The organism is Pseudomonas sp. RT6P73 (assembly GCF_054897715.1).
In genome coordinates, this window is the sequence record NZ_JBUBUV010000002.1 from 6,543,733 (window position 1) to 6,567,327 (window position 23,595).

The 23,595-nt window shown below is 59.3% G+C and carries 20 protein-coding genes; 8 read left to right on the forward strand and 12 right to left on the reverse strand.

Going from position 1 to position 23,595, the window contains the following annotated elements; all coding sequences use genetic code 11:
- The first annotated feature begins 65 nt into the window (after positions 1–65).
- Together folB and folK are read left to right on the forward strand one after the other, a co-directional pair.
- Positions 66–422 (forward strand): dihydroneopterin aldolase, encoded by a 357-nt coding sequence (folB, locus tag ACYZT6_RS30065; protein ID WP_008051601.1) that lies wholly within the window; start codon positions 66–68, stop codon positions 420–422.
- Entirely contained in the window at positions 413–931 is a 519-nt protein-coding gene (gene folK / locus ACYZT6_RS30070; protein WP_462029776.1) for a 2-amino-4-hydroxy-6-hydroxymethyldihydropteridine diphosphokinase, read from the forward strand. The genes folB and folK overlap by 10 nt, the downstream gene beginning before the upstream one ends.
- An 85-nt stretch (positions 932–1,016) precedes the next feature.
- Here the strand turns inward: folK and ACYZT6_RS30075 are convergent, their stop codons facing one another.
- From ACYZT6_RS30075 to ACYZT6_RS30125, 11 genes are all read right to left on the reverse strand, one after another.
- Complete coding sequence (locus ACYZT6_RS30075; protein ID WP_462029777.1) at positions 1,017–2,246, reverse strand: multifunctional CCA addition/repair protein; 1,230 nt, start codon at positions 2,244–2,246, stop codon at positions 1,017–1,019.
- A gap of 63 nt (positions 2,247–2,309) precedes the next feature.
- Positions 2,310–3,872 carry a SpoVR family protein gene (locus tag ACYZT6_RS30080; RefSeq protein WP_462029778.1) on the reverse strand — a complete coding sequence of 521 codons (1,563 nt, stop codon included), beginning with the start codon at positions 3,870–3,872 and terminating at the stop codon, positions 2,310–2,312.
- Positions 3,869–5,140: a YeaH/YhbH family protein gene (locus ACYZT6_RS30085; protein WP_149416529.1), complete on the reverse strand. Its 1,272-nt coding sequence runs from the start codon at positions 5,138–5,140 to the stop codon at positions 3,869–3,871. The genes ACYZT6_RS30080 and ACYZT6_RS30085 overlap by 4 nt, the downstream gene beginning before the upstream one ends.
- A 122-nt stretch (positions 5,141–5,262) precedes the next feature.
- A complete protein-coding gene (locus tag ACYZT6_RS30090) occupies positions 5,263–7,185 on the reverse strand; it encodes a PrkA family serine protein kinase (protein ID WP_461955985.1) in 1,923 nt (640 codons plus the stop codon).
- Positions 7,186–7,481: 296 nt separating this feature from the next.
- Positions 7,482–7,811, reverse strand: coding sequence for a thiosulfate sulfurtransferase GlpE (glpE, locus tag ACYZT6_RS30095; protein WP_010467161.1), 330 nt, complete (start codon positions 7,809–7,811; stop codon positions 7,482–7,484).
- Between the two features lie 33 nt (positions 7,812–7,844).
- Positions 7,845–8,726: a symmetrical bis(5'-nucleosyl)-tetraphosphatase gene (locus ACYZT6_RS30100; RefSeq protein WP_462029779.1), complete on the reverse strand. Its 882-nt coding sequence runs from the start codon at positions 8,724–8,726 to the stop codon at positions 7,845–7,847.
- Entirely contained in the window at positions 8,726–9,106 is a 381-nt protein-coding gene (gene apaG / locus ACYZT6_RS30105) for a Co2+/Mg2+ efflux protein ApaG (protein WP_462029780.1), read from the reverse strand. The genes ACYZT6_RS30100 and apaG overlap by 1 nt, the downstream gene beginning before the upstream one ends.
- Before the next feature lie 123 nt (positions 9,107–9,229).
- Positions 9,230–10,048 carry a 16S rRNA (adenine(1518)-N(6)/adenine(1519)-N(6))-dimethyltransferase RsmA gene (gene rsmA, locus ACYZT6_RS30110; protein WP_462029781.1) on the reverse strand — a complete coding sequence of 273 codons (819 nt, stop codon included), beginning with the start codon at positions 10,046–10,048 and terminating at the stop codon, positions 9,230–9,232.
- Complete coding sequence (pdxA, locus tag ACYZT6_RS30115) at positions 10,045–11,034, reverse strand: 4-hydroxythreonine-4-phosphate dehydrogenase PdxA (protein WP_462029782.1); 990 nt, start codon at positions 11,032–11,034, stop codon at positions 10,045–10,047. Before pdxA ends, rsmA begins: the two co-directional genes overlap by 4 nt.
- A complete protein-coding gene (surA, locus tag ACYZT6_RS30120) occupies positions 11,031–12,347 on the reverse strand; it encodes a peptidylprolyl isomerase SurA (protein ID WP_462029783.1) in 1,317 nt (438 codons plus the stop codon). Before surA ends, pdxA begins: the two co-directional genes overlap by 4 nt.
- Positions 12,328–15,150 carry an LPS-assembly protein LptD gene (locus ACYZT6_RS30125; RefSeq protein ID WP_462029784.1) on the reverse strand — a complete coding sequence of 941 codons (2,823 nt, stop codon included), beginning with the start codon at positions 15,148–15,150 and terminating at the stop codon, positions 12,328–12,330. The genes surA and ACYZT6_RS30125 overlap by 20 nt, the downstream gene beginning before the upstream one ends.
- A 130-nt stretch (positions 15,151–15,280) precedes the next feature.
- On the opposite strand from ACYZT6_RS30125, the gene ACYZT6_RS30130 reads away from it, so the two are divergent.
- Genes ACYZT6_RS30130 through ACYZT6_RS30140 form a run of 3 tightly spaced genes read left to right on the forward strand, consistent with a single transcriptional unit; the run spans position 15,281 to position 17,737 of the window.
- Positions 15,281–16,300 carry an aminoglycoside phosphotransferase family protein gene (locus ACYZT6_RS30130; protein ID WP_462029785.1) on the forward strand — a complete coding sequence of 340 codons (1,020 nt, stop codon included), beginning with the start codon at positions 15,281–15,283 and terminating at the stop codon, positions 16,298–16,300.
- Positions 16,297–16,968 carry an N-acetylmuramate alpha-1-phosphate uridylyltransferase MurU gene (gene murU, locus ACYZT6_RS30135; protein WP_462029786.1) on the forward strand — a complete coding sequence of 224 codons (672 nt, stop codon included), beginning with the start codon at positions 16,297–16,299 and terminating at the stop codon, positions 16,966–16,968. The genes ACYZT6_RS30130 and murU overlap by 4 nt, the downstream gene beginning before the upstream one ends.
- A gap of 1 nt (position 16,969) precedes the next feature.
- Entirely contained in the window at positions 16,970–17,737 is a 768-nt protein-coding gene (locus ACYZT6_RS30140) for a TerB family tellurite resistance protein (protein ID WP_462029787.1), read from the forward strand.
- Between the two features lie 138 nt (positions 17,738–17,875).
- Here the strand turns inward: ACYZT6_RS30140 and ACYZT6_RS30145 are convergent, their stop codons facing one another.
- Positions 17,876–18,868 carry an alpha/beta hydrolase family protein gene (locus ACYZT6_RS30145; protein WP_462029788.1) on the reverse strand — a complete coding sequence of 331 codons (993 nt, stop codon included), beginning with the start codon at positions 18,866–18,868 and terminating at the stop codon, positions 17,876–17,878.
- Positions 18,869–18,941: 73 nt separating this feature from the next.
- Here ACYZT6_RS30145 and ACYZT6_RS30150 point away from each other — a divergent pair, with 73 nt between their 5' ends.
- The 3 genes from ACYZT6_RS30150 (at position 18,942) to ACYZT6_RS30160 (ending at position 23,589) form a co-directional block, all read left to right on the forward strand.
- On the forward strand, positions 18,942–21,338 hold the full coding sequence (locus ACYZT6_RS30150) for a PAS domain-containing sensor histidine kinase (RefSeq protein ID WP_462029789.1): 2,397 nt from the start codon (positions 18,942–18,944) through the stop codon (positions 21,336–21,338).
- Between the two features lie 126 nt (positions 21,339–21,464).
- Positions 21,465–22,106: a response regulator gene (locus ACYZT6_RS30155; protein ID WP_185753083.1), complete on the forward strand. Its 642-nt coding sequence runs from the start codon at positions 21,465–21,467 to the stop codon at positions 22,104–22,106.
- A 358-nt stretch (positions 22,107–22,464) separates the two neighbouring features.
- Positions 22,465–23,589: an ABC transporter ATP-binding protein gene (locus ACYZT6_RS30160; RefSeq protein WP_462029790.1), complete on the forward strand. Its 1,125-nt coding sequence runs from the start codon at positions 22,465–22,467 to the stop codon at positions 23,587–23,589.
- Positions 23,590–23,595 lie beyond the last annotated feature (6 nt).

The following is a 23,595-nucleotide window of genomic DNA, read 5'->3' on the forward strand; positions in this document are numbered from 1 at the left end:
TCCGGGCGAGGACGCCCTGATTCTAACGGCGCATTGCGCCCTTGTCGTGCAGCGGAGAAAAGTGCTTGGACAGAGTGTTTATCGAGGGCCTGGAAGTCGACACCGTGATTGGTGCCTACGACTGGGAGCGAGGCATCCGACAGTGCCTGCGACTTGATCTGAGCTTCGCCTGGGACAATCGCCCGGCAGCAGCAGGGGATGACCTGACCCTGGCGCTCGACTACGCGAGCGTTTCGTCACGCATCCAGGCGTTTGCCGAGCAGGCGCAGTTCCAGCTGGTCGAGACATTCGCCGAGCGTCTGGTCGAAGTGTTGATGAGCGAATTCAAGATTACCTGGATGCGCCTCAAGCTGACCAAGCCTGGCGCCGTCCCGGCGGCCACCGGTGGTGTGGGCGTGGAGATCGAGCGCGGATGTCGCTGACTCAGGTGTATCTCGGGCTCGGTAGCAATATCGAGCGCGAAACCCATTTGCAGGCTGGCCTCGAAGCCCTGGCAGGGTTTCTGGTGGATATTCGTTGCTCGGCGGTGTTCGAAAGCCAGCCAGTGGGGATCAAGAGCGGCCCGTTCTTCAATTTCGTGGTCTCGGCTTATACCGATCTGCCGCTGATGGAGTTGGACCGTCGATTGAAATTCATCGAGGCGGACAATGGCCGTTATGCGCCTGACCGCAAGGGCTTGCCGCTGGATATCGACGTGCTGCTGTTCGGCGATCTGGTGGGCAATTTCGACGGATTGATCCTGCCGCGGGCAGAGATTCTGAAAAATGCCTTTGTGTTGTGGCCGTTGTCGTTGATTGCGCCGGACAGAGTGCATCCAGGCGTAGGCAAAACCTTTGCGACGTTGTGGAGCGAGGCGCAGATTGATCAGGTGTTGGCGCCGGTGGCGTTCGAATGGCGCGGAGTGCAGCTGACACCTTCATATCTGCTGTGAATCTGCTGACGCCTTCGCGGGCAAGCCTCGCTCCTACACAGGTTGCCGTATATCCTGTAGGAGCGAGGCTTGCCCGCGAAGCTTTTCAGGCCGACGCCGCCTCTTTGTAGGCCTTCAGCGCCTTGAGCCGTTCGCGCTTGATCGCCTCACCCAGCTCCAGCCCTTTGAATCCCTTCTCCAGCAACGGCTGAGCCGCCACGGTCCGAGCGGCATTCGCCGCCCCACGCAAATATTCCGCCTGTGGATAACTTCGCTGTTCCAGGCCTTTGCGCCCACGGGCGTCCATCTCACACGCCGCAATGAACTCTTCAAATCGCTGAGGCCGACGGTAAACGTCAAAACTCTGCAGTAACTCCAGCAATGTCGAGGGTTTCAACTCCATGGCACGGTGGCCATGCGTGTGATATTGGCCCACCAGCAATGCCAGTTCCTGACAATCCTTCGGTGCCTTGAAGCGTTCATTGACCGCTTTGATCAGCTTCAGGCCTGTGTGTTCGTGAGCAATGTGGCGTGGCCACTCTTCTTTGGGCGTCAGCCCTTTGCCCAGATCATGCAGCAGGCACGCCCAGCGCACGGTCAGCGGTTGTTTGTGCAGCGCTGCTTGTTCGAGCACGCTCAGGGTGTGCACGCCAGTGTCGATTTCCGGGTGATGGACTTCCGGTTGTGGCACGCCAAACAGGGCGTCGACTTCCGGGATCAGCACCTTGAGCGCGCCGCATTCACGCAGCACCTCGATGAATACCTGTGGCTGATCTTCCATCAGCGCACGAGAAATCTCTTTCCAGCTGCGCTCTGCAGTTAAAGCCTCCAACTCGCCTGACTCGCTGAGTTGACGCATGAGCTCCAGTGTTTCAGATGCGACGGTGAAACCCAGCCCGGCATAACGGGCGGCGAAGCGGGCAACGCGCAGGACACGGAGCGGATCTTCGGCGAACGCGGGGGAAACGTGGCGAAGCAGGCGAGCTTCAAGATCGCGCTGGCCGTGGTAAGGATCGGTCAGGTTCTGCTGGTCGTCCTCGGCCATGGCGTTGATCGTCAGGTCGCGACGGATCAGGTCTTCTTCGAGGGTGACTTCGGGGCTGGCGTGAAAGGTGAAGCCGCCGTAACCGCGTCCACTTTTGCGTTCGGTGCGGGCGAGGGCGTATTCCTCACCGCTCTTGGGATGAAGGAATACCGGGAAGTCAGCGCCCACGGGGCGATAGCCCTTGGCGAGCATTTCTTCGGTGGTGGCGCCGACCACGACCCAGTCGATATCGGTGACAGGCTTGCCCAGCAGGCGATCGCGTACCGCACCGCCAACTTTATAAATCCGCATAAAAAACCTCCGTTAGCCCGACAGAATAACCTTTGCGTCGAACTTCCGGAGGCAGAAACAGGATCAAAGATGGATGACGGCCAGGTCCAACCGGCCGTAATCCCCCTCGGCATGTTCACCTCTGGGGGGAACGTGTTGGACTTTCATCACCTGGTCGCCTTGCAGGGTTTCCAAGTGAATGTCGAAGCCCCAGAGGCGATGCAGGTGTTTGAGCACTTCCTCGGTGGACTCGCCCAGCGGTTTGCGGTCGTGCTGCTGGTGACGCAAGGTCAGGGAGCGGTCGCCGCGCCGATCGATACTGTAGATCTGTACGTTGGGTTCGCGATTGCCGAGGTTGTACTGGGCCGCCAGGGTTTCACGGATGATCCGGTAGCCCGGCTCATCGTGAATCGCCGGCACCAGCAGATCGTCCTTCTGGTCGTCATCGAGAATGCTGAACAGTTTCAGGTCGCGGATCACTTGGGGTGACAAGTATTGGAGGATGAAACTCTCATCCTTGAAGCTGCTCATGGCGAATTTGATGCTCGATAACCAGTCGGTGCCGGCAATCTCAGGGAACCAGCGGTAGTCCTCTTCGGTAGGGTGTTCACACATGCGCCGGATGTCCCGGTACATGGCAAACCCCAGGGTGTAGGGGTTGATGCCGTTGTAGTAGGGGCTGTCGAAGCCGGGTTGATAGACCACGCTGGTGTGGGACGTCAGAAACTCCATCATGAAGCCGTCAGTGACGAGCCCTTCGTCATACAGGTCGTTCATCAGCGTGTAGTGCCAGAACGTGGCCCAGCCTTCGTTCATCACCTGGGTCTGGCGTTGCGGGTAGAAATACTGGGCGATCTTGCGCACGATCCGCACGATTTCCCGCTGCCACGGTTCCAGCAGCGGGGCGTGTTTTTCGATGAAATACAGGATGTTTTCCTGAGGTTCGGCGGGGAAGCGTGCGTTGTCCTTGTCGCTGTACTTGTCTGCTCCTTTGGGAATGGTCCGCCACAGATCGTTAATTTGCTTCTGCAAATGCTCTTCCCGATCCTTCTGCCGACGGCGTTCTTCTTCAGCCGATATCGGATACGGACGTTTGTAGCGATCGACCCCGTAGTTCATCAATGCGTGGCAGGAATCCAGCAGGTCCTCGACCGCGTCGATGCCATGGCGTTCTTCGCATTGCATGATGTACTGCTTGGCGAAAACCAGGTAATCGATGATCGAACTGGCGTCGGTCCAGGTACGGAACAGGTAATTGCCCTTGAAGAAACTGTTGTGGCCATAGCAGGCATGAGCGACCACAAGGGCCTGCATGCAGATGGTGTTTTCTTCCATCAGGTACGCGATGCAAGGATCGGAGTTGATCACGATCTCGTAGGCCAGCCCCATCTGCCCACGGCTGTAAGACTTCTCGGTGCTGAGGAAGTGTTTGCCGTAGGACCAATGGTGATAACCCAGCGGCATGCCGACGGAGGCGTAGGCGTCCATCATTTGCTCGGCGGTGATCACTTCAATCTGGTTGGGATAGGTATCCAGGGCATAACGAGCCGCCAGACGACTGATTTCTTTGTCGTAGGCCTGGATCAGCTCGAACGTCCATTCGGAGCCGGTGGAGATGGGTTGGCGCTTCTGCTCTTTGGCGGTCATGTCACTAACCTGCGCTGGAAGAGTTCACGGAAGACCGGATAGATATCCCCGGCCGAGACCAGTTGCTGCTGGGCAAAAGTGTCAGAGAAGGCTTCGGCAATGCGCTCGTACTCGAACCACAGGGCCTGATGTTCGCGCGGGGTAATCTCAACGTAAGTGTAGTACTGCACGAACGGCATGATCTGGTTGATCAGTATGTCGCGGCAGATCGGCGAGTCATCGTTCCAGTTGTCGCCGTCGGACGCCTGGGCGGCATAGATGTTCCACTCATTGCTCGGATAACGCTCGGCCATGATCTCCTGCATCAGTTTCAAGGCGCTGGAGACGATGGTGCCGCCGGTTTCCCGGGAGTAGAAGAACTCTTCCTCGTCCACTTCACGGGCGCTGGTGTGGTGGCGGATGAACACGACGTCGATCTTGTCGTAGTTACGCTTGAGAAACAGGTACAGCAGGATGAAGAAGCGTTTGGCGATGTCCTTGGTCGCCTGGGTCATGGAGCCGGACACGTCCATCAGGCAGAACATCACCGCTTTGGAGCTTGGGTTCGGCTGCTTGATGAGCAGGTTGTACTTGAGGTCAAAGGTGTCGAGAAAAGGTACGCGATGGATGCGCGCACTGAGTTTTTCGATTTCTGCTTCGATTTCCTGAATGTCGCCGAAGTTGTCCGGTTCATCCCGCTTGAGTCGTAGCAGTTCGTCTTTGGCTTCGCGCAATTTTGCCCGGCTGCTGCCGGACAGGGCGATCCGCCGGGCATGGGCCGAGCGCAGGGTTCGGATGATGTTGATTCGCGAGGGGTTGCCTTCGTTGCTGATTCCCGCGCGCACGGTCTTGAAGGTGTCGGTCCCGGTCAGGTTGCGCTTGACCAGGTTCGGCAACTCAAGGTCCTCGAACATGAATTCGAGAAATTCTTCCTGGGTGATCTGGAAGACGAATTCGTCCATCCCTTCGCCCGAGTTGCCGGCCTTGCCCGGGCCTCTTCCGCCGCCACCTCCAGGTGGGCGTGCGATGTGCTCGCCGCTGGTGAATTCCTTGTTGCCAGGGTGCACGACCGTCTGCTTGCCACCTCGACCGTGGTGAAGCACCGGCTCGTCGATGTCGCGGCCGGGGATACTGATCTGTTCGCCGTGTTCCATATCGGTAATGGAACGCCGACTGACCGCCTCTTCGACGGCTTTCTTGATGTGATCACGATAACGCCGCAGAAACCGCTGACGGTTCACCGTGCTCTTGTTCTTGCCATTGAGACGTCGGTCGATCACATAGCTCATAGGCCCCTCCGGGGAGCTTCAAGTCGTAAGCTTCAAGCTGCAAGCGAAAGCGCCATTAACTCCCGTAGCCGGGATTCAACCGCTTTTCCCTTGCAGCTTGTAGCTAGAAGCTTGCAGCTGCTTCACTGCGATTTCCGGACCCGTAGGTACCATTCGGAAAGAAGCCGTACCTGTTTGTCGGTGTAGCCCCGCTCGACCATCCGTGTGACGAAGTCGTTGTGCTTCTGCTGGTCCTCTTTGCTGGCCTTGGCATTGAAGCTGATGACCGGCAGGAGGTCCTCGGTGTTGGAGAACATTTTCTTCTCGATAACCACCCGCAGTTTTTCGTAGCTGAGCCAGGTCGGGTTCTTGCCATTGTTGTTGGCCCGGGCGCGCAAGACGAAGTTGACGATTTCGTTGCGGAAATCCTTCGGATTGCTGATGCCGGCCGGTTTCTCGATTTTCTCAAGCTCTTCGTTCAGCGCGACGCGGTTGAGGATTTCGCCGGTTTCCGGATCGCGGTACTCCTGATCCTGAATCCAGAAGTCGGCGTACAGCACGTATCGATCGAAGATGTTCTGGCCGTACTCGCTGTAAGACTCGAGGTAGGCAGTCTGGATCTCCTTGCCGATGAATTCGATATAACGCGGTGCCAGGTACTCCTTGAGGAAGCGCAGATACCGTTCGCGGGTCTCGGCCTGGAATTGTTCCTGTTCGATCTGTTGTTCCAGCACATAGAGCAAGTGCACCGGGTTGGCGGCGATCTCGTGCGGATCAAAGTTGAAGACCTTCGACAGGATCTTGAACGCAAACCGGGTCGACAGACCGTTCATGCCTTCGTCTACACCGGCGTTGTCGCGGTATTCCTGGATCGACTTGGCTTTCGGGTCGGTGTCCTTGAGGTTCTCGCCGTCATACACACGCATCTTGGAGTAGATGTTAGAGTTTTCCGGCTCCTTGAGGCGAGAGAGCACGGTGAACTGGGCAAGCATTTTCAGGGTGTCGGGTGCGCAGTGGGCCTTGGCCAGGGAGCTGTTGAACAGAAGCTTGTCGTAGATCTTCACTTCGTCGCTGACCCGCAGGCAGTACGGCACTTTGACGATGTAGATCCGGTCGATGAAAGCTTCGTTGTTCTTGTTGTTGCGGAAGGTGTGCCATTCCGATTCGTTGGAGTGAGCCAGCAGAATCCCGGTAAACGGAATCGCCCCCAGGCCTTCGGTACTGTTGTAGTTACCTTCTTGAGTAGCGGTCAGCAATGGGTGCAGCACCTTGATCGGCGCCTTGAACATTTCGACGAATTCCATCAGGCCCTGGTTGGCCCGGCACAGCGCGCCCGAATAGCTGTAGGCATCGGCGTCGTTCTGTGGGTACTCCTCCAGTTTGCGAATATCAACCTTACCCACCAGCGCCGAGATGTCCTGGTTGTTTTCATCGCCTGGTTCGGTCTTGGCCACCGCGATCTGATTGAGGATCGACGGATAGAGTTTCACCACGCGGAACTGGCTGATGTCGCCGCCGAACTCGGCCAGGCGCTTGGTGGCCCATGGCGACATGATGGTATTGAGGTAGCGCCGCGGAATACCGAAGTCTTCTTCGAGGATCGCGCCATCTTCGGTGGCGTTGAACAGACCCAGCGGCGACTCGAATACCGGCGAGCCCTTGATGGCGTAGAAGGGCACTTTCTCGATCAGCTGTTTCAGCTTCTCGGCCAGGGACGACTTACCGCCACCGACGGGGCCGAGCAGATAGAGGATTTGTTTCTTCTCTTCCAGGCCCTGAGCGGCATGGCGGAAATACGACACGATCTGGTCAATGCATTCTTCCATCCCGTGGAAGTCTTCAAAGGCCGGATAACGGCGGATCACCTTGTTGGAGAAGATTCGCGACAGTCTCGAATTGGTCGAGGTGTCGAGCAGCTCCGGTTCTCCGATGGCCAGCAATAGACGCTCGGCGGCGGAGGCGTAGGCGCTTCGGTCACTTTTGCACAGCTCAAGATACTCTTGCAGCGAGAGTTCTTCCTGGCGTGTGGACTCGAAGCGTTGTTGGAAGTGGCTAAAGATACTCATGACGTCACCTCGCTCGATACGTGGAGCCGACGCCGGATCATTCAGTCGATGCTGGCAGCAACCGGATATGCAGTTGCTGTTTACCCCCCAGAACTCTTTCGGAGCTGACTACCCCGAAAGCTACTCCCGATGACCCGCGCGCCGGTGTACCGGCTCTCCCCTGTTTTGGATGGCCTGCGCTTAAGGATAGTTGGGAATTCGGGAGGTAAAGGCGAGATACGTAATTAGTTGTGGCAGACCGTTCGTCTGCCACCGCGCGAGCCCGCGGGGGCCGGGGCTTGCACGTTACAAAAAAATTATTCGGACGTGCCTTGCGCCGTTTCCGCAGGATAAGTCGTACGCCACAGCTCAAAACCGCCATCCATGCTGTACACGTCGGAGAAGCCTTGGCTGATCAGGTAAGCGGCGGCGCCCTGGCTGGAATTGCCGTGATAGCAGACCACCACGGTGGGTGCATCCAGATCGGCAGCCTGAATGAAGGCATGCAGAGAATGATTGTCCAGATGCTTCGAGCCGCTGATGTGCAGCGCGGCATAGGTAGCAGGATCGCGGACATCGACCACCACTGCGCCTTGTTCGCGCAGGGCCTGTGCCTGTTCTGGGGGGATGCGTTTGAATTCGCTCATGGCGGGCTCCTGTGGCTCGGCTGAAAGCGCAGTCTAGCGCTGGGCGCTGGCTGACGTTTGTTCGGGGATGGCGGGGGCGACTGGCGGTAAGGCGTTGCCATGTTCGTCGCATTTGCACAGCAGGCGTTCACCGGTGTCGACATTCATCAGGGTCATGGAGCCGCCCCAGACACACCCGGTGTCGAGTGCGAAGACGTCTGGCTCGTCACACTGGCCTTCGAGCGCCGCCCAGTGGCCGAAGATGATCTTCAGGCCCTTGGTCTTGCGATCCTTGTGCTTGAACCACGGCGCATAGCCTGGCGGGGCAGTATCGATGCCTTCCTTGCCCTTGAGGTCGAGTTTGCCCTCGCTGGTACAGAAACGCATGCGGGTGAAGTAGTTGGTGATCACGCGCAGGCGGGTCACGCCTTTGAGGTCGTTGTCCCATTTCACTGGTTCGTTGCCGTACATGCCGTCAAGGTAGGCCGGGAAGCGGTTGTCGTCGCGCAAGGCTTCTTCGACTTCTGCTGCGCATTTCAAGGCTTTGCGCAGCGACCACTGTGGCGGGATGCCGGCGTGGACCAGGGCAACGTTGCGCTGTTCGTCGTAGTGCATGAGCTTTTGCTGACGCATCCACTCCAGCAGTTCCGGGCGATCGGGTGCGTCAAGAATCTCGCGCAGGGTGTCGGCTTTCTTCAGGCGTTCGATGTTCTGCCCGGCCGCCAGCAAGTGCAGGTCATGGTTGCCGAGCACGCACACCAGCGATTCGCGAACGCTATAGAGGAAGCGCAAGGTTGCGAGCGACTGCGGGCCACGGTTGACCAGATCGCCCACCAGCCACAGACGATCCCTTGCGGGGTCGAAGGCGACTTGTTTGAGCAGGCATTGCAGCGGCTCAAGGCAGCCTTGAAGGTCGCCGACGGCGTAAGTCGCCATCAGTGCAGGGCTCCGGGCACCGCAAGGCGGAATGGAGCGATGATGGCGTCGAAGTGTTTGCCGTCGTCGGCAACCATCTCATAAGTGCCCTGCATGGTGCCGACCTTGGTCGTCATGACCGTGCCACTGCTGTAGGTGTGGATGTCGCCGACCTGGATCAACGGCTGCAAACCCACGACGCCTGCGCCACGAACCTCCTCGACATGCCCGTCGCCATCGGTGATCACCCAGTGCCGCGACAGCAGTTTGGCTGGTAGCTCGCCATTGTTGTGCACGGTAATGGTGTAGGCGAAGGCAAAGCGGTTGTGCTCGGGTTGCGATTGTTCTGCCAGATAGCGGGTGACGACGCTGACGTCGACCTGATAACGAGGATCGGACATGCAAGAGGCCTTAGAAACGAAGCGGGACGCGGGGCGTAGCTGATTGAACTCAGTCTAGGCCAAGTATCGGGTAGTAAACCAGACATGGGCGCTGGTGTCCTACCCGATCACGCTCGTCGCCTGTCAGTCGACGGCGGGTGTGTGCGGGACTTGTTCGCTGAGCTTGTCGGCCAGGCGCACGAAAGCGGCGAGGTCGAGCTGCTCTGGACGAAGGCTGCCGTCGACACCGGCGGCGGTTATTTCGTCATTGCTCAGCAGCAATTTGAGGGTGTTGCGCAGAGTCTTGCGGCGCTGGTTGAAGGCTTCGCGCACGACACGTTCCAGCAACTTGTGATCCTTGGCCGGGTGCGGCAGCACCGCGTGTGGCACCAGGCGCACGATGGCCGAATCGACTTTCGGAGGCGGATTGAACGCGCCCGGGCCAACGTTGAACAGATGCTCAACCCGGCAGTGATACTGAACCATGATCGACAGGCGACCCCAGTCACCGCCGCCAGGACCGGCCGCCATGCGCTCGACCACTTCCTTTTGCAGCATGAAGTGCATGTCGCGAATCAGGCTGGCGTTATGCAGCAAGTGAAAAATCAGCGGCGTAGAGATGTTGTACGGCAGGTTACCGACGACCCGAAGGGTGCCCGGTGCTGCGTTCAGGCTGTTGAAGTCGAACTTCAGCGCGTCACCCTGATGCAAGTTGAAGTTGCTCTTGCCGGCAAACTGCTGATTGAGGATCGGTATCAGGTCTTTGTCCAACTCCACCACGTCCAGTTGCGCGCCGCTGCCCAGCAGGCCTTGGGTCAATGCACCCTGGCCCGGGCCGATTTCCAGCAGGCGGTCTTCGGGCTTGGCGTGGATGGAGCGCAGGATGCGGTCGATAACGCCAGCATCGTGCAGAAAGTTCTGGCCGAAGCGCTTGCGCGCCCGGTGTTGGTAATGCTCGGTCATAAACGGGTCTCGGCCATCTGGTAGGCGGTTTCCAGGGCGACTTGCAGGCTGCCGGTGTCGATTCTGCCGCTGCCGGCCAGATCCAGGGCAGTGCCATGGTCGACCGACGTGCGGATGATCGGCAAGCCCAGGGTCACGTTGACTGCCGCGCCGAAGCCTTTGTATTTCAGTACAGGCAGGCCCTGGTCGTGGTACATCGCCAGCACCGCGTCGCAGTGCTCCAGATATTTGGGGGTAAACAGAGTGTCGGCGGGCAGGGGGCCACGAAGGTCCATGCCCTCACCGCGCAGGCGCTCTAATGTAGGTTCGATGATGTCGATTTCTTCATGGCCCAGGTGTCCGCCTTCACCGGCGTGCGGGTTTAGTCCGCAAACCAGGATGCGTGGCTGGGCGATGCCGAACTTTTGTTGCAGGTCTGCGTGCAGAATGCGTGTGACCCGTTCCAGACGCTCCGGCGTGATCGCGTCGGCAATCTCCCGAAGTGGCAGGTGGGTAGTGACCAGCGCCACGCGCAAGCCGCGGGTGGCAAGCATCATCACCACTTGCGCGGTATGGGTCAGGTCAGCGAGAAATTCGGTGTGCCCGGAGAAGGCAATTCCGGATTCATTGATCACGCCCTTGTGCACAGGGGCGGTGATCATGCCGGCGAAATGCCCGTCGAGGCAGCCTTGGCCCGCACGGGTCAGGGTTTCCAGGACGAACGCCGCATTGGCCTTGTCCAGTTGCCCGGCGGTGACCGGTGCATTCAGCGGGGTATCCCAGACATACAGGCTGTTGGCGGGTGCCGAAACATCCGGCCAGCTGTCCGGCGCAACCGGGAGCAAATCGACGACCACGCCCAATTGCGCGGCCCGCTCAAGGAGCAGGTCGCGGCTGGTAATGGCAATCAGGGGGTGTGGCTGGGCTTGCGAGGCGAGCAGCAGGCACAGGTCAGGACCTATGCCGGCTGGTTCGCCGGGTGTCAGCGCGAAACGCTTGGGTTTCACTGTGTTGCCTGGTCTGCACCAGGGAGTTTGATCTCTACGTACGCTTCGTCACGGATCTGACGCAGCCAGGTTTGCAGCTCTTCGTCGTATTTGCGGTTACGCAGTACGGTCATCGCTTGCTGCTCACGGGCCTGGTTGGTGCTGTCGGTGGCGCGACGGCCAAGGACTTCCAGAACGTGCCAGCCGTATTGGGTCTGGAATGGCTTGGACAGCTGACCTTGCGGGGTCTTGGCCATCACTTCGCGGAACTCGGGTACCAATGCGTTCGGGTCGATCCAGTTCAGGTCGCCACCGTTGAGGGCGGAACCCGGATCTTCGGAGAAGCTTTTCGCCAGTTCGCTGAAATCTTCGCCCGCTTCGATTCGGGTGTAGAGCGATTCAGCCAGGGCTTTGGTTTTTGCTTCGTCGCGGATCGGGCTCGGTTTGACCAGGATATGACGCACGTGCACTTCGTCACGCGTCTGGGTCTCGCCGCCACGCTTGTCGAGGATCTTCAGGATAATGAAGCCGCCCGGCGTGCGCATTGGCTGGGTAATGTCGCCAACGGTCATGGTGCTCAGCATGCGATCGAACGGAGGTGGCAATTGAGCGGCTTTACGCCAGCCCATGTCGCCGCCTTCCAGTGCGGTTTCGCTGGCGGATTTGGCGATTGCCAACTGACCGAAGTCAGCGCCTTGCTTGAGCTGCTGGTAGACCGCGTCCGCTTGTCTGGCAGCATTCTGAATCGCGTCGGAGTTGGCGCTTTCCGGCGTAGGAATCAGGATGTTGGCCAGACGGAACTCTTCGGACAGTTGCATTTTCCCGAGGTCGGAAGCCAGGAAGTTCTTCACTTCCTGTTCGGACACTTGGATGCGTTCGGCCACACGACGCTGACGCACACGGCTGATGATCATTTCGCGGCGGATCTGCTCCCGGGCATCCTCGTAAGAGAGGCCGTCGCGAGTCAGGGCGGCACGGAATTGTTCAATCGACATGTTATTGCGCTGGGCAATGGTGCCGACAGCCTGGTTCAGTTCTTCATCGGTAATGCGGATGCCTGAACGCTCGCCGATCTGCAGTTGCAGGTTTTCGACGATCAAGCGCTCAAGCACCTGCTGATCCAGCACGCCAGCCGGCGGTACCGCTGAGCCGCGCTTGGCGATGGTTTGCTGAACTTCATGAACGCGCTGGTCCAGTTGGCTCTGCATGACCACGTCGTTGTCGACAATGGCCACCACTTTATCGATGGACTGTACCGCGGCGTTCGCCGCAGTACCCAGGAACAGCACGCCCAGCACTAGCGGGCGCAGACAATCAGAAAGCTTGGTCTTCACGTGCACGATAACCTTGAATGCCTTTGTCGAGGAAACTCTCTACTTTGGCGCCGGTAAGGCCGCCGAGTCCCTTCAGAACGATTTGTAGGAAGACGCCATGGTCGCCTTTTTCGTTTTGCGGAGCGTCTTGGCTGAATTCGTCGTAATCGACGAAGTAGCGGTTGATCAAGCGCAGTTTCCAGCAGCAGTTGTCGTACTCGAAACCACCGAAGGCTTCCAGGGTACGGTTACGGTTGTAGTCATACTGCCAGCGGCTGATGAGGTTCCATTGCGGCACGATCGGCCACATTACCGAGAAGTCGTGCTGTTGGATTTTGTAGTAGTCCTTCACATAGTTAGGGTCGCCCGGGGCGCCGTAGTCACCACCGCCCACCGACCATTTGCCGGTGGTCTGGTCGTAACGGACCTGGTCGTTGCGATAGCGATAGCCGGCGTTGATGATCTTGTTCGGATTATCTTCAGGCTGGTAGTGGAACATCGCGCTACCCGAACGCGGGCTACGGCTGTCCGGGTCCCAGTTGTAGTCAGCGGTGGCTCGCCAGTCGCGGTTGAAACGGTAGGCGTATTCCAGAGCATATGGCGACACATTGGAGTGCGCATCGTCGCGGGTCTTTGCATCGATGCCTGGCAGCTGGACTTCACGGTCCTTCAAATACAAGGCCTGACCGACGCTGAGGGTTTGACGCTCGAAACCGTTGTCTTCAATCCAGCGACTGGTGATGCCCAGAGACAGCTTGTTCTCGTCGCCGACACGGTCGGACCCGGAGAATCGGTTGTCGCGGAACAGCGACGAGTAGTTAAAGGTGTATTCGCCGGTATCAAACACCGGAATGTCGGTCTGGTCTTTCTCTGGTACGTAGAGGTAGTACAGACGAGGTTCCAGGGTCTGCCGATAGTTTTTGCCAAACCATGTCGTATTGCGGTCGAAGTACAGGCCGCTGTCGATGCTGGCGATTGGCACACCGCGATTCTGGTTGCTGCCGAAGGTACCGTTGAGGCGGTCACCTTCCGGTCCCTGAAGGGCAATGTCAGATTTGCCCTTGCCGTCGAGCTCCAGGTCGTACTGAGTGTATTGATACTTCAGCGAAGGCTTCAGGAAGCCCCAGCTCGCATTCATTGGATAGCTGACGACAGGAGCGACATTCAGGCGAGTACCGTTGGCACGGGCGAGGCCAAATACGTTGGTATCAAGTCGAGCCGTCCCGACAGTACCGTCGGCATTGATCGGTCCGCCGTCTTCGTCGAGAGATCTGCCGTCTCTGAGATCCCGGTCGAACCGCACGATTTCGGTGGTGTAATCGAGATCCAGCCCGCCCGGATGATAAGGCAAGGCCCCATTAAAGGTGATCTGCGGCAAACGATCATATGGCGTGATGTTGGAAATGGTCGCCAACTGATAGGACTGGGCATTGATCATTGCGGTATAGCTGTCGCCACGATAGGTGACGGAGCCCTGCTGGTTCACGTAGTCAGCGCTTTTCACACCGATCTGATCTGTCTCCAGATCCTGGAAGTAAAACGGATCGCTGATCTTGGTGTAATCGACCTTCGTGAAGACTCTTGAATCCAGCCCGCCCTTGTGCTGCCAGTTATACATGTAGCGGTTTTTCTGGTAGTCGCTCTGCTTGCTGCGATCGGTGTCCTCGTCGTTGAGGTACGCGGCGCCGAACTGACCTTCACTGGACTTGGTCAGGTAGCGGAATTCGCCTTCCATCAGCAAGCCATGCTTGGCCATGTAACGCGGATACAACGTGGCATCGTAATTCGGCGCCAGGTTGAAGTAGTACGGGGTCACCAGCATGAAGCCGGTATCGCTGCCCGTGCCAATAGTCGGCGGCAGGAAGCCGGACTGGCGACGGTCATCGATCGGGAAATAGATGTACGGCGTGTACAGGACAGGAATGTCCTTGACTCGCAGTGTCACGTTGGTCGCGGTACCGAAGCCGGTCGCCGGGTTCAAGGTGATGTTGTTGCCCTTGAGCTGCCAGGCGTTGCTGTTCGGTTCGCACGTGGTGTACGTACCATCCTTGAGGCGGATGATCGCGTTTTCGGCACGTTTGGCGTACAGCGCGTTACCGCGGATACGGGATTTGTGCATCACGTATTCAGCGTTATCGACCTTGGCTTCACCGGTATCGAGCTGCACGTCGGCGTGGTCGCCCACGATCAGCGCGCCGTTGTCACGAATGCGCACGTTACCGCTCAGTTCGCCACGGCTCTCGGCCTGGTAAAGGTTCGCTTCGTCGGCTTCGACCTGCATGCTGCCCTGACGCATGACGACGTCACCGGCCAGGGTCGCGACTTGCTCTTCCTGCTTATAGCGGGAGGCTTTCGCGCCGATAAAGGTCGGTGCGTCACTTTTATCCGTCTTGTCATTCATGCCAGGACGAATTGGTTCGATATAGGAACCAGAGCAGTAAGGACCGGTCTCGGCCAGTTGCGCCGCCGTGAGGTTCTCGCGCGGAACCCAGTCGAGGTGACTGTAGTCTGCACTACGCGACTTCAGGCCGCGGCCTTTGGACTCGGTAACCAGCACAGGCTTGGCGCCGGTGTCTTCAGTGGTGCCATTCTCGGTCGCAGGTTCGCCGGTGGCGGAAACTGCGCTGCCGTCATGGACGGGACGCGGTGGCAATGCCGCCGCTGGCGCTTTTGGCGCACAGTCCCAGGCACCCGAAGCAGAGACTGAGCAGTCATACTGTTCCGCGGCGACCACGAATGAAGTGGCTAGAGGTTGCAGGGCCAGCAGACTGCCGGTAACCAACAACGGAAATTTTTTACGAAACGCGGGGGATTTCAATGCCATCTTATTAGTCCGGGCTTCCTGCGTGCCATCTGCCCGCGGTGTGGGCCGCACGCCTCTCGATGGTCTGAAAAAGATGCTGGATAATAAAGCATGCCCCGCTTGACGGCTAGCGCCGTCGGAGACCCTTGCAATGCCTGACCAAGATGTACGTTTGCAACACCTGAAAGTTTGGCTCGATGAGCAGTTGGCAACCCTCTTTGCAGAACAAGGCTGGGGCGCTGTACCCCCGGCCACGTTGACTGCGGCCAGTAGTGATGCGAGTTTTCGACGCTATTTCCGATGGGAAGGCGAGGGCCGTAGCTTCGTCGTGATGGACGCGCCACCGCCCCAGGAAAACTGCAAACCCTTCGTGGATATCGCTTTTTTGCTGGCGAAATCCGGAATAAATGTGCCGAAAATTTATGCCGAAGACCTCGAACGCGGTTTTCTTTTGCTCAATGACCTGGGCAACAAGACTTATCTGGACGTGATCGACAGCAAAAATGCCGACGATTTGTTCAAGGATGCCCTGCAAGCCTTGCTGGCTTTTCAGCAATTGCCGATGGTCGCGCCGTTGCCGAGTTATGACGTGGCATTGCTGCGTCGCGAGCTGGAGCTGTTCCCTGAGTGGTACGTGAAACGCGAGCTGGGCATCGAGTTCGACTCGGCGCAGCAAACGCTCTGGCAGAACGTGACCGAACTGCTGATCGACAGCGCCTTGGCCCAGCCAAAAGTGCTGGTGCATCGCGACTACATGCCACGCAACCTGATGCTCAGCGAACCGAACCCCGGCGTGCTGGATTTCCAGGACGCGGTCTATGGCCCAGTGACCTATGACGTGACCTGCCTGTTCAAGGACGCCTTCCTCAGTTGGCCCGAGGAACGTGTGCGTGCCTGGCTGGAGGATTACTGGCAGCAAGCGGGTGCGCTCGATATTCCCGTGCAGCCAGATTTTGAAGACTTCCTGCGGGCCAGCGACCTGATGGGCGTGCAGCGTCACCTGAAAGTGATCGGCATTTTCGCCCGTATCTGCCATCGCGACGGCAAACCGCGTTACCTGGCCGATGTGCCGCGTTTCTTCGCTTATATAGAAGCGGTGGTCGCCCGCCGTCCTGAACTGGCTGAGCTGGACGTGTTGCTGCTGAGTCTGCGTGCTGGAGCCAATGCATGAAGGCGATGATTCTGGCCGCTGGCAAAGGCGAGCGCATGCGTCCGCTGACCCTGACCACACCAAAACCGCTGGTTCGTGCCGGCGGTGTACCTCTGATCGAGTACCACTTGAAAGCCCTGGCGATCGCCGGGTTTACCGAGATCGTGATCAATCACGCCTGGCTCGGTCAGCAGATCGAAAGTTACCTGGGTGACGGTTCGCAATACGGCGTGCGTATTCAGTACTCGCCAGAAGGTGAGCCACTGGAAACCGGTGGCGGGATCTTCCGTGCGTTGCCGTTGCTGGGCGATGAGGCTTTCCTGGTGGTCAATGGTGACATCTGGACTGACTACGACTTCAGCGTGCTGCATCAACCCATTGCCGGGTTGGCGCATCTGGTGCTGGCGGATAACCCGGCCCATCACCCGACCGGCGATTTCACGCTGGTCGACGGGCAAGTGCGCGACGGTCAGCCGGACACCGTCACCCTGACCTACAGCGGCATTGCCGTGTTGCATCCGCAATTGTTCGACGGTTGCTCGGCCGGCGCCTTCAAACTGGCACCGTTGCTGCGTAAAGCCATGGCCGATGGACAGGTCACCGGCGAACGTCTGAACGGGCACTGGGTGGATGTCGGCACGCACGAACGCCTGGCTGAAGTTGAAACTCTGATAGAAGCGAGACGCTGACATGTTGTGGCCAGGGACTCTGATTGGAGCCGGAGCGGGCTTTGCCATAGCCAGCATTCCGGGGGCCATGCTCGGCGCTTTGTTGGGCCAGGCGCTGGATCGGCGCTTGCACCTGCAAAGCTGGGGGCATTTGCGTGAAAGGCTCGGCGGTCGTCCGATGCTGCGCAACGATGAGCTTTTGTTTGTGTTGCTGGGACGGCTGGCCAAGAGCGATGGGCGAGTGGGGGAGGGTCATATCCAGCAGGCGCGTCAGGAAATGCACGCGCTGGAAATGACCGAGCCGGCAAAGCGTCGGGCGATTTCTGCATTCAATCGCGGCAAGTCAGGCAACGACCGGCTGCGCGGCTATCTGCGACGCCTGAGCGCTCAGCCACATGCAGCGGAAGGTGTGCTGCGCGCCTGTTGGCGGATGGTCTGGGCCGATGGCCGCGCGGGCAATGCCGAGCGTGAACTGATTGCGCAATGGGGCAAGTGGCTGGGCTGGACGCGACATCAGGTTCAAGCGCTGGCGGCGGACTATGAGCCGCATCTGCGGCCGCCCGTCAGCAGTGCGTTGACTTATCAGGAGGCCTTGCGGCTTTTGGGGGTGTCGGCGACCAGCGAGCCGGCGCAGATCAAGCGTGCCTATCGACGCCTGCTGAGTCGCCATCACCCGGACAAGATTGCCGGCAGCGGGGCGACGGCGTTGCAGGTGCGTGAGGCGACTGACAAGACTCGCGAACTGCATACGGCCTACACGTTGATTCGTGAGCGGCGGGATTTTCGGTAGCAAGCAGTGATGTGTTGCCTGTAAGTCCCTTATCGCGGGCAAGCCCGCTCCCACAGATTTCGTGTCGGTAGCAAAAATTGCGTACGACTCGAATCCTGTGGGAGCGTGGCTTGCCCGCGAATGGCGCGACGCGGTCTATCAGTCCGCCGCACTCTGCGGGTTCAACCACCCGCGCACCCTGCGCACCAACTGCTCTTGCTCAGCCTTGGCATTACCGAGCAACGCCTTGAGCGAAACCTGGCTGAACGCCGAAGTCTTCAACCGCTTGCTGGCCTGCATCCGCTCAAGTGCTGCGTTGCGATCCAGCGGCTTATCTTTATAGAAAATATCGACGGTCGGCAGCTTCAACGTTGGCGTCAATTGCGCCAGCTCGGGTTTCGCCGCGACGGGCGTCTGCACCGCCACCATCACAAACTTCTCCACTTGCGACGGCTGCTTCTCGCTCAGATAACGCGCGGCCCAATAAGCACCGGTGCCATGCCCCAATACCACAATGCTGCGAGCGCTTTGCTGTTCGGCATAGGCAATGGCCGCATCAATGCGAGCAAAGATGCGCTCGGCGTTGGCCTTGGCTTGCTCCTCGGTAGTTTCGGCGATGGCCTTGTCGGCAACTTCCGCTTCACCACCGGCCGCTTGCTCGATGGGGGCTGCCGTGGTCGAGTCCTTGCTGCCGGTTTCCGGCGCCTTGAGCGTTGGCGGCATTTCCATGACGCGTGGCGCGATGGCATCGCTTTGCACGTCCGGCAAGGTGATACTCAGGCTGCTCCACTTCGCGTCGGGCAATTTATTGCGCAACGGGCCGATTGCTTGCGGCCAGTCAACGGTTTCGCCGGCGCCCGGGATGATAATCACCGCGCCTTTGGGCTCGGCGGTATTGGCAGGTTTCCACAAAGCCAGAAAGGTGTCGGCACCGGCTTGCAGTTGTTGCTGTTCCTGCGCAGGGATTTGTCGCTCAAGTGCTGTCGCTTCTTCCTGACTACGCTCAAGCAGTGGCTGGCGTTCGACCGGTTTCTCTTCTGCGGGTTTTTCCGCAGCGGCAGGTGCCGGGTCGGCCGCCTCGACGGAAAAGGCGCAAGGCAGGATCAGCGACAGGCACAATGCTGGCAGTGCCAGGCGGTAGACAGGGGGCATCGGATATTCCAGGCCAGAAGTTATTCCGGCAGCCTAATGGGTTGGTCAGTGTTTGTCAGTGTGTGAGACTTCGATGATGCGTTTTCGCTGCCTGTGGGTTATCGGCTGTTTGTGGTTTCCCTTGATGAGTTGGGCGGCGTCCGCGCCAACGGCGCACGTCGCGCAATTGTCGCCCAAGCAACAACAGTGGCTGGCAGCGCACGGCGAATTGCGCGTGGGGCTGGTGTTGCAGGCGCCGTACGCACAATACGATCGCCGCTTGCAGCGCCTGTCGGGGGTTAATGTCGAGTTGATGAAATGGCTGGCCAAGGCCCTCAAGGTCGAGCTGAACTGGCGTAATTTCCCTGACCTTGCGCAACTGGAAGCCGCCGCGCGCGAGGGTGAAATCGACATCGCCCCCGGGCTGACCCAAACCCCCGCCGGCCTGCGGCTTTGGCAATTCTCCGACCCCTACATGCGGGTGCCGCAACTGGTGGTCAGCGACCAGAAAAGCACCGGTGTCGTGGAGCTGGAAAAACTCGACAGCCAAACCCGCGTCGCTGTGCGCATGCCCAGTGCGACGGCCGACTATCTGCGCGGCAACTATCCCCATCTGAACCTCCAAGGCGTGCCGATCGAGCGTCAGGCATTGCAGCTGTTGCTGAGTCAGCAGGCCGGTTACGCCGTGGTCGATGAAGCGCAGTTGGGACGTTTATCCGTGGAGCCGGAGTTCGCCGGGCTGGTCGTGGTCGGCGACATCGGCCTGCCGCAATTGCTGCGTGTGGCCACGCGGCGGGACCAGCCGGAACTGGCTCGCATCGTCGAAAGCGCGCTGCGGGCGATCCCGGCCAAGGACCTGGAGCAACTGCACAACCAATGGCTGCAACCCAAGTACCCGCGCCTGACCGAGTCCCCGGGCTTCTGGCAAAACCTCTGCCTGCTGATGGCGGTGTTGATGCTGAGCAGCATGGCCATCGTGTTCTGGCAACGCCGCCAGCAGCACAGTCTGGAGCAGCGTCTATTGGCGGCGCGCGAGGACATTGCCCTGCGCGAGGCCAGTGAAGAGGCGTTGCGTCTGACGCAGTTTTCCATCGATCAGAGCACTGTCGGCATCCTCTGGGTCAACTGGGACAGCCACGTGCGCTACGCCAACCGCGCGGCTGAAACCATGCTTGGTTATCCGGCCGGTGGAATCATGGATCGGCCGTTGATCGACTTCGAGCCGGGCCTGCACATGGACCGCTGGCTGAACCTGTGGAAGCGCGCCCGGGCCAGCGAAGAGGGACCGCAAAGTTTCGAAACCAACTGTGTACGAGCGGATGACAGCATCCTGCCGACCGATGTTTCGTTGAGCTTTATGCGCTTTCGCGGTGGCGAATACCTGGTGGTCTACCTCAACGACGTCACTGAACGTCGTCGCGCCCTGGCGGCGTTGCAGGAAAGTGAAGCGCGGTTGCAGGGAATTGCCGCCAACGTTCCGGGATTGGTCTTTCGCCTGGAACGGGCGCCGGTGACAGGGCAGATCGACTTTGCCTACATCAGTGAAGGCAGCGAGAGTCTGGTGGGTTACTCGCCGGCGACCCTGGCCCATCGTGACAAAGGCCTGCGCAGCCTGGTGCATCCGGACGACAAGGCCAGTTATCACCAAACCCAGGACCATGCGCTGGATACCGACAGTGACTGGTCGTGGCAGGGACGGATTCTCACCCGTTCGGGCGAACAGCGCTGGGCCGAGATCAAGGCCATCACCCGACGGCTCGAAGACGGCGCCTATGTCTGGGACGGGATTGTCTGGGACATCAGCGAGAGCAAGCGCATCGAACTGGAACTGGCCAGTTCTCGCGAGCAACTGCGAGAGTTGTCCGCTCACCTGGAGAGCGTGCGGGAAGAGGAAAAAGCGCGCATCGCCCGGGAAGTTCACGACGAGTTGGGTCAGATGTTGACCGTGCTCAAGCTGGAAACCTCCATGTGCGAATTGGCCTACGCGCACCTCGACCCCGGTCTGAATGAGCGCTTGAACAGCATGAAACGCCTGATTGCGCAGCTGTTCCAGTTGGTGCGCGATGTGGCGACCGCGTTGCGGCCACCGATTCTCGATGCCGGGATCGCCTCGGCCATCGAGTGGCAGGCCCGGCGCTTCGAGGCGCGCACGCAGATTCCGTGTCTGGTGCAGGTGCCGGAGAATCTGCCGGTGCTCAGTGATGCCAAGGCCATTGGGCTGTTCCGAATCCTTCAAGAAGCCCTGACCAATGTCATGCGGCATGCCCAGGCGCATACTGTCGAACTGACATTGGCGCTGGAAGGCGACGAGTTGTGTCTGACGGTCAGCGATGATGGCGTAGGATTTGTCCCCGCCACGGGTCGGCCGACGTCGTTTGGCGTGGTGGGCATGCGTGAGCGGGTGTTGATCATGGGTGGGCGGTTGTCGCTTGAGAGTGAGCCGGGGGAGGGCACGACGTTGAGTGTGCGAGTGCCGGTGAGTGAAGCCTGAAACATGTGTGTTGTCTGTACTGACGCCATCGCGAGCAGGCTCGCTCCCACAGGGATAGTGTGAACAACACAAAAACCTGTGGGAGCGGGCTTGCCCGCGATAGATCTTGGCTCTTACATAAAAAGAATGGAGAAGTCTGTGATCCGTGTACTGGTAGCTGAAGACCACACCATCGTCCGTGAAGGCATCAAGCAATTGATTGGCCTAGCCAAGGACTTGCTGGTAGTAGGGGAGGCGAGCAATGGCGAGCAGTTGCTCGAAACCCTGCGGCATGTACCCTGCGAAGTGGTGTTGCTGGATATCTCCATGCCGGGCGTCAATGGCCTGGAAGCGATCCCGCGGATTCGCGCGCTGAACAATCCGCCGGCCATCCTGGTGCTGTCGATGCACGACGAAGCGCAAATGGCCGCCCGGGCGCTGAAGGTCGGCGCTGCGGGTTACGCGACCAAGGACAGCGATCCGGCACTGCTGCTGACGGCGATCCGCAAGGTCGCGGCGGGCGGTCGTTACATCGATCCGGACCTGGCCGACCGTATGGTCTTCGAAGTCGGCCTGACCGATTCGCGGCCTTTGCATTCATTGCTCTCGGAGCGCGAGTTCTCGGTGTTCGAACGCCTGGCCCAGGGCGCCAACGTCAACGACATCGCCCAGCAACTCGCCTTGAGCAGCAAAACCATCAGCACCCACAAGGCGCGGCTGATGCAGAAACTCAACATCACCTCCCTGGCTGAACTGGTGAAGTACGCCATGGAACACAAACTTCTCTGAATCTGAACGCGATCCCCTGTAGGAGCGAGCGGTGCGGCGATCCGACTTGCCCGCGAAGCTTTTAGCGCCAGTGAGATCGCCTTCGCGGGCAAGTCGGATCGCCGCACCGCTCGCTCCTGCAGGGACCGTGTCGCCATGTCCATTTGCGACATGCCCGACAAGCTGCTTTTGTCTGTTCTTGTGGCTTGTAGCTGACAGCTTGTCGCTGCGTTTGCCAAAACGCGCCATCCGTGTAGGGCAATCCCTACCCCCAACCTTCCATCCGACTGAGGCGATTCTCTCCTGCGCCCCGATTTGCGTGGTCGGCAGCGTCCACTAGGCTTACTCCACAGCAGTCATCAACAAAAAAGGTGTGGGTATGAGCCAGGTCGATTCAAACGCAGGGGCCAGCGATATTCTGGTCAGCTTTCGTGGAGTGCAAAAAAGCTACGACGGCGAGAACCTGATCGTCAAAGACCTCAACCTGGAGATTCGCAAAGGCGAATTCCTCACCTTGCTCGGGCCGTCGGGTTCCGGCAAGACCACCAGTCTGATGATGCTCGCCGGTTTCGAAACGCCCACCGCTGGCGAAATCCAGCTGAACGGACGCTCCATCAACAACGTGCCGCCGCACAAGCGTGACATCGGCATGGTGTTCCAGAACTACGCACTGTTCCCGCACATGACCGTCGCAGAGAACTTGGCGTTCCCGCTGACCGTGCGCGGCTTGAACAAGAGCGACGTCAGCGACAAGGTCAAAAAAGTCCTGAGCATGGTTCAGCTCGACGCCTTCGCCCAGCGCTACCCGGCGCAACTGTCCGGCGGTCAGCAACAGCGTGTGGCCCTGGCCCGGGCGTTGGTGTTCGAACCGCAACTGGTGCTGATGGACGAACCCCTCGGTGCACTGGACAAACAACTGCGCGAACACATGCAGATGGAAATCAAACACCTGCACCAACGCCTTGGCGTGACTGTGGTCTACGTGACCCACGACCAGGGTGAAGCCCTGACCATGTCCGACCGTGTGGCGGTGTTCCACCAGGGCGAGATCCAGCAGATCGCTGCGCCGCGCACCCTCTATGAAGAGCCGAAAAACACCTTCGTCGCCAATTTCATCGGCGAGAACAACCGCCTCAATGGCCGCTTGCACAGCCAGACCGGCGACCGCTGCATCGTCGAACTCGGTCGCGGTGAAAAGGTTGAAGCCCTGGCGGTCAATGTCGGCAAGACCGGCGAGCCCGTCACGCTGTCGATTCGCCCGGAACGCGTGAGCCTCAATGGTTCAAGCGAGTCCTGCGTCAACCGCTTCTCAGGGCGGGTAGCGGAATTCATCTACCTGGGCGACCACGTCCGGGTTCGCCTGGAAGTCTGCGGCAAGACCGATTTCTTTGTGAAACAACCGATTGCCGAGCTCGATCCTGAGCTGGCGGTTGGCGACGTGGTACCGCTTGGCTGGCAGGTCGAACACGTTCGCGCGCTCGATCCACTTCTAGAGGCGCATTGATCGCCC

Coding starts and splice junctions, on each gene's coding strand:
- murU (WP_462029786.1), top strand. CDS start 16,297: ATGAAGGCGATGATTCTGGCCGCTGGCAAAGGCGAGCGCATGCGTCCG.
- glpE (WP_010467161.1), bottom strand. CDS start 7,811: ATGAGCGAATTCAAACGCATCCCCCCAGAACAGGCACAGGCCCTGCGC.
- ACYZT6_RS30140 (WP_462029787.1), top strand. CDS start 16,970: ATGTTGTGGCCAGGGACTCTGATTGGAGCCGGAGCGGGCTTTGCCATA.
- rsmA (WP_462029781.1), bottom strand. CDS start 10,048: ATGACCGAGCATTACCAACACCGGGCGCGCAAGCGCTTCGGCCAGAAC.
- ACYZT6_RS30100 (WP_462029779.1), bottom strand. CDS start 8,726: ATGGCGACTTACGCCGTCGGCGACCTTCAAGGCTGCCTTGAGCCGCTG.
- ACYZT6_RS30150 (WP_462029789.1), top strand. CDS start 18,942: ATGATGCGTTTTCGCTGCCTGTGGGTTATCGGCTGTTTGTGGTTTCCC.
- ACYZT6_RS30160 (WP_462029790.1), top strand. CDS start 22,465: ATGAGCCAGGTCGATTCAAACGCAGGGGCCAGCGATATTCTGGTCAGC.
- ACYZT6_RS30080 (WP_462029778.1), bottom strand. CDS start 3,872: ATGACCGCCAAAGAGCAGAAGCGCCAACCCATCTCCACCGGCTCCGAA.
- ACYZT6_RS30145 (WP_462029788.1), bottom strand. CDS start 18,868: ATGCCCCCTGTCTACCGCCTGGCACTGCCAGCATTGTGCCTGTCGCTG.
- ACYZT6_RS30075 (WP_462029777.1), bottom strand. CDS start 2,246: ATGCGGATTTATAAAGTTGGCGGTGCGGTACGCGATCGCCTGCTGGGC.
- ACYZT6_RS30090 (WP_461955985.1), bottom strand. CDS start 7,185: ATGAGTATCTTTAGCCACTTCCAACAACGCTTCGAGTCCACACGCCAG.
- folK (WP_462029776.1), top strand. CDS start 413: ATGTCGCTGACTCAGGTGTATCTCGGGCTCGGTAGCAATATCGAGCGC.
- ACYZT6_RS30155 (WP_185753083.1), top strand. CDS start 21,465: ATGGAGAAGTCTGTGATCCGTGTACTGGTAGCTGAAGACCACACCATC.
- apaG (WP_462029780.1), bottom strand. CDS start 9,106: ATGTCCGATCCTCGTTATCAGGTCGACGTCAGCGTCGTCACCCGCTAT.
- ACYZT6_RS30125 (WP_462029784.1), bottom strand. CDS start 15,150: ATGGCATTGAAATCCCCCGCGTTTCGTAAAAAATTTCCGTTGTTGGTT.
- ACYZT6_RS30085 (WP_149416529.1), bottom strand. CDS start 5,140: ATGAGCTATGTGATCGACCGACGTCTCAATGGCAAGAACAAGAGCACG.
- ACYZT6_RS30130 (WP_462029785.1), top strand. CDS start 15,281: ATGCCTGACCAAGATGTACGTTTGCAACACCTGAAAGTTTGGCTCGAT.